Annotated in this window: 4 protein-coding genes and 2 pseudogenes; 4 read left to right on the plus strand and 2 right to left on the minus strand. The window is 43.4% G+C overall.

Going from position 1 to position 5,173, the window contains the following annotated elements; genetic code table 11:
- Window positions 1-234, plus strand: a pseudogene (locus tag AB4307_RS20635) (TniB family NTP-binding protein); the annotation flags it as partial.
- 3 nt (window positions 235-237) lie between these two features.
- Here AB4307_RS20635 and AB4307_RS20640 read toward each other — a convergent pair.
- Window positions 238-546, minus strand: a complete 309-nt coding sequence (locus tag AB4307_RS20640; protein ID WP_372111840.1) for a helix-turn-helix domain-containing protein — start codon at window positions 544-546, stop codon at window positions 238-240.
- 101 nt (window positions 547-647) lie between these two features.
- Here AB4307_RS20640 and AB4307_RS20645 point away from each other — a divergent pair, with 101 nt between their 5' ends.
- The 3 genes and pseudogenes from AB4307_RS20645 to hsdR form a co-directional block, all read left to right on the plus strand.
- Window positions 648-1,193, plus strand: a complete 546-nt coding sequence (locus AB4307_RS20645) for a VspR family transcription factor (RefSeq protein WP_017064061.1) — start codon at window positions 648-650, stop codon at window positions 1,191-1,193.
- Window positions 1,187-2,569, plus strand: a complete 1,383-nt coding sequence (locus AB4307_RS20650; protein WP_372133304.1) for a DEAD/DEAH box helicase — start codon at window positions 1,187-1,189, stop codon at window positions 2,567-2,569. Before AB4307_RS20645 ends, AB4307_RS20650 begins: the two co-directional genes overlap by 7 nt.
- Before the next feature lie 85 nt (window positions 2,570-2,654).
- Window positions 2,655-4,997, plus strand: a pseudogene (gene hsdR, locus AB4307_RS20655) (EcoAI/FtnUII family type I restriction enzme subunit R); the annotation flags it as partial.
- 32 nt (window positions 4,998-5,029) lie between these two features.
- Here the strand turns inward: hsdR and AB4307_RS20660 are convergent.
- On the minus strand, window positions 5,030-5,173 hold a 144-nt coding region (locus tag AB4307_RS20660; RefSeq protein ID WP_372133306.1), incomplete at its 5' end, for a transposase domain-containing protein.

The following is a 5,173-nucleotide window of genomic DNA, read 5'->3' on the forward strand; positions in this document are numbered from 1 at the left end:
GAGAACGTTGATACGATAGACAAAGAGATATTGTCACGTACCTTTTCATTTAAGTTCCCCTACTTGGACAACCCTTTTAATTGTTCTATCGAGGAGCTTCGTCTTCATCAAATTGACTCTGGATCGTCTTACAACCTGAATGCCATTGCCGTAGAAGATAAGATACTTGCTCCGCGATTTACGGATGCAATTCCATTGAGTATGTTATTGAGCAAAAATGGACTTAAAGCTTAAGTATTACTTCTCGCTCTTTAGGTTATCCAACAGCACCACCTTCTCTTCATCACTCATCTTATCAATGGCGCACGCTAACTCAGCGCTCAATTCGCTCCTACAGAAAAAGTAGTTTAGCGGCACATCTAATTCTTCAGCCATACGTTCAAGCGTACCAATATCGGGTACATGCCTGCCTTTCTCGTAATGATTCATACGACCGCTAGCAGAACTCTGCTCCATACCAATTTTCACCCCTAAATCTTTTTGGGTGATCTTGGCTTTTTTACGCGCAGCTTTGAGCCTCGCAGGGATGGGGTTGTCTTTTTGCACTTACACATTTCTTTTCAACCTTTAGATAACTTAGATTGTCTAAGTTTTACTGATTTTTGTATACTTAGCAATCCTAAGTTTTTATTGCCTGTAAGAGTCACATGAAGAAAGTAACCAGAATTAACCCTCACATGTTTAACCTATTGATTGAGAAAGGGATGGATAATTTCTCCGTCACAGACGCTAGGGATGCTTTGCTAAACAGTGCTTCAACCTTCTCGAGTAAGGACGACGCTCGAAAGTATGTTTATAAGCAACTTCTATCTTTTGAGGAGAAAGGCTGGCTTTCTGTTATTGGGGTTCGCAGAGACAAACGCTACCATCAAACTAACGAATTCAAAGCGCTCACAATTGAGCCTAGATCGGGTCGAAATAGGAAAGCTAAGGTCGACTCAACGGATATTCAAATTCCAGAGTGCTCTCTAAATGCACTAGAGCGAGAGAAGAAACAGCATGAAGGTGAGCTGGCGATTACTCTAGGCGAGATTGAGGAATACCAATCGTTGTTAGCGCGTTTCCCAAACAACAAGCAAGATATGCAGCCGCTATTTAATGCAGCAAGAGAACGCTCAGCCAAGCTATTAGGCAGAATTAATGCACTAACCAACTGGATGCAAGTCGCCCAAAGTAAGGCTCCTCAATGTTAAGAGCATGGCAAGCCGAGTGTGCAGATCAAGCTGTCGAGAAATTCACTTCAAACAAGCATTCACACTTCTTCTGCCAAGCGACTCCTGGAGCGGGTAAAACCGTTATGGCCGCCGAGGTTGCGAGTCGGTTATTTGAAATAGGCATGATTGACTTAGTGCTGTGCTTCTCGCCCTCTCTGACTGTTGCTGAAGGGATGCAAAAGACCTTTTCATGGAAGCTCGAATGTTCCTTTAATGGAGGTTTGGGTTCTCTTGGAGGCTCTTACACCTACCAATCAATCCGTTTTTTGGATGAAAACTTTTGGTACACCGTCAGCAAATATCGAGTTTTAGTCATATTTGATGAGATCCACCATTGTTCGTTTGATGACGAGGGGAGGTCAAATTCATGGGGGCTAGAAATTGTTTCTAAGATCCAAGGCTTTGCTCGTTACACTCTGGCGCTGTCGGGCACGCCTTGGCGTTCTGACCGACTACCGATCGTCATGGCTGAGTATTCCGACCCTGATGGTAAGGTTGTTTGCGATTATCAATACGGCTTGCAACAGGCAGTTGAAGATAAGGTATGCCGCCGCCCTAAAATCGTTTTAATCGATAATGAACACCTGAGCGTTAAGGCTGGCAGTGACAATCAACACTTCGCCTCTATTCTTGATTGCCTTAAACAATCCGATGTCTCTTACCAAAGCGTCATTCACAACGAAGACGCTATGAATTACATACTAAATAGCGGTTGCCAAAAGTTAGAGCAGATAAGGCAAGAGTCCCCAAGTGCTGGAGGCTTGGTGGTCGCCTCTTCTATTAAGCACGCTAAAGACATTCAAAAGCGACTTGTTGAGCACTTTAATCAATCAGCATGCATAGTGACTTATCATCACGATAATCCGTTAAATGAAATTGAATCTTTTCGTCATTCAAGCGTTCAGTGGATAGTCAGTGTTGGGATGATAAGTGAAGGAACGGATATTCCAAGGCTGCAGGTTTGCTGTCATATGAGTTCGGTAAAAACGGAGCTTTACTTTAGACAAGTCCTTGGAAGGATATTGAGAGTTAATGATTCACCCAATCAAGAAGCCTGGTTGTATACCTTTGCCGAAGAAAGTTTGATTGGGTTTGCTGAAAGAATTGAGCAGGATATTCCAGAGTCGTGTCTATTTATTAAATCGAATGAACAGACTGATGAATCAGATAAGGCGCAGAGTTTTACTCCTACAGATTTTTCGTACGATAAGATTATGGTATCTGGGGAGTCCTCAACTCAACTAAATTGGTCAAAAATCGATGGGGTTCAAAACGCATTTTACTCTGATTTCGATGGTTATGATGAGTTACGTTTAGGTGATTTTAAACAAAGAGTTATCGCAACATTCACTTAATCACACCGTGAATAATGCGCACTCGGATTTATATTGGCTTTACGATATACTGATTAGCTATTGAGTCTCTCTACGAGTAATCTAAATGGTCAGCAGCATTAATAAAGCTAAGTTATCTGAAACCGACATCATTACCAAATTCATACTTCCTGCGATTAAAGATGCTGGGTGGGATGATATGACTCAGATTCGACAAGAAGTAAAACTGCGCGATGGTAAAGTGATTGTTCGAGGCCAAGCTGCTGCTCGTCAGAAAGTAAAATCAGCTGACATCGTACTTTATCATAAGCCTAGTATGCCGCTTGCAGTGATTGAGGCAAAAGCCAATAAGCATGAAGTTGGCAAAGGTATGCAACAAGGCATGGTGTACGCAGGTCTGCTAGAGGTTCCATTCGTTTTTGCCTCGAATGGCGATGGTTTTATTTTCCGAGACTTAACCAACCCAACTCAACTTGAAACGGAAATTCGTTTAGAGGATTTCCCAACCCCTCAGCAGTTGTGGGAAAAGTATTGTGCTTGGAAAGGGTATAAAGAAGAACATCTGCCAATTATCACCCAAGATTACCATGATGATGGCAGCGGTAAATCACCGCGTTACTACCAGCTTCAAGCTATCAACAAAACAGTAGAGGCCGTTGCTGCTGGTCAAGACAGAGCTTTACTAGTCATGGCGACGGGTACAGGTAAAACCTACACCGCATTTCAAATTATCTGGCGACTTTGGAAAGCCAAAGCCAAGAAGCGAATTTTGTTCTTAGCTGACCGAAATATCCTTGTCGATCAAACTAAAACGAACGATTTTCAGCCATTCGGCACGGCGATGACAAAGATTACAGGTCGCAAAGTCGATCCTGCTTTTGAGGTTCATCTAGCCCTTTATCAAGCGCTTACGGGACCAGAAGAAGAACAAAAAGCCTACAAGCAAGTAGACCCTAACTTCTTTGACTTAATCATCATTGACGAGTGCCACCGTGGTAGTGCTTCAGAAGACAGCGCTTGGCGTGAAATTCTTGAATACTTTAGCAGTGCGACTCAAGTCGGTTTGACGGCGACACCAAAAGAGACCGATGAAATATCTAACATCGAGTACTTTGGCGACCCAATTTATACCTACTCTCTTAAAGAAGGTATTGAGGATGGCTTCTTAGCCCCTTATAAAGTAGTTCGTGTCGATATTGATGTGGACGTCCAAGGTTGGCGACCAACCAAAGGGCAAACTGACAAAAATGGCGAAGTGATTGAAGATCGAATCTACAACCAAAAAGATTTTGATCGCACTATGGTTATTGATGAGCGTACAGAGCTTGTCGCACAAACCATCACCAACTATCTGAAACGTACCGACCCAATGGCCAAAACCATCGTGTTCTGTAACGACATCGATCATGCTGATCGTATGCGCCGTGCGTTAGTAAATTTGAATCCAGAACAGGTTAAGAAGAACGATAAATACGTAATGAAAATTACGGGCGATGACGATATTGGCAAAGATCAGCTAGACAATTTTATCAATCCTAAGAAAAAGTACCCTGTTATTGCCACGACTTCAGAGCTAATGACGACGGGAGTTGATGCAAAAACCTGTAAGCTAGTAGTGCTTGATCAAGGTATTCAATCGATGACCAAGTTTAAGCAAATCATTGGTCGTGGTACTCGTATTGATGACCGCTATGGCAAGCTTTGGTTCACTATCTTGGATTTCAAAAAAGCGACAGAACTGTTTGCTGATGAACGCTTCGACGGAACTCCAGAACGCGTGAAGGTCACGACTCCAGATCAGTTCGAAGATGAAGAAGATTTAGATGACATCATCGACGGCGTTGATGATGTCGATGCTGATAACCCATTCGGTGATGAAGACATTGACCCTGATTCAATTCAAGAGCCAGAGACTACCTATGGTGAAGATTTTGGAAACTCCCCTGAAAGTACAGGCGGTGCAGACGATTGGGGTGATGAGAATCGAGTTCGCAAATTCCATGTGAATGGAGTTCCAGTAAAAGCGCTCGCTGAACGTGTCCAATATTACGATTCAGACGGTAAGCTTGTGACCGAGTCATTTAAAGACTACACCCGTAAAACCATGGTGAAGCAGTTCTCTTCTTTAGATGAGTTCACCAAGCGTTGGAACGAATCTGACCGGAAGCAAGCCATTATCGATGAGTTAGCCGAAGCCGGTATTCTATGGGAAGCGCTAGAGGACGAAGTGGGTAAAGACATGGACCCATTCGATATGATTTGCCATGTCGTTTATGACCAACCCGCTTTAACTCGTAAAGAGCGCGCCGATAACGTGAAGAAGCGTAACTACTTCACTAAATATGGCGATACCGCGCAGCAGGTATTGAACAACCTTCTTGATAAGTATGCTGACGGTGGCGTTACAGAAGTCGAAAATATTACTGTACTTAAAGTCGCTCCTTTTAATGTATCCGCCCCATGAACCTACGGGGCGACTTGTCAGTGTTTGAAGTTCCAAGGCAGGAGTGCATCGATATCGGGCTCTGCTTTTGCTAGCTCTTTCATGCACTTGACCATATAGTCATAGAGGATAAGGCCGTTGGCTTTTGCAGTCTCGATGATGCTGTAAAGCATCGCGCTCGC

The organism is Vibrio sp. 10N.261.52.C2, assembly GCF_041471425.1.
Taxonomy (GTDB): Bacteria; Pseudomonadota; Gammaproteobacteria; order Enterobacterales; family Vibrionaceae; genus Vibrio; species Vibrio crassostreae_C.

Excerpts from the sequence above, each read along its gene's own strand:
- AB4307_RS20645 (WP_017064061.1), top strand. The coding sequence starts at position 648 with ATGAAGAAAGTAACCAGAATTAACCCTCACATGTTTAACCTATTGATT.
- AB4307_RS20650 (WP_372133304.1), top strand. The coding sequence starts at position 1,187 with ATGTTAAGAGCATGGCAAGCCGAGTGTGCAGATCAAGCTGTCGAGAAA.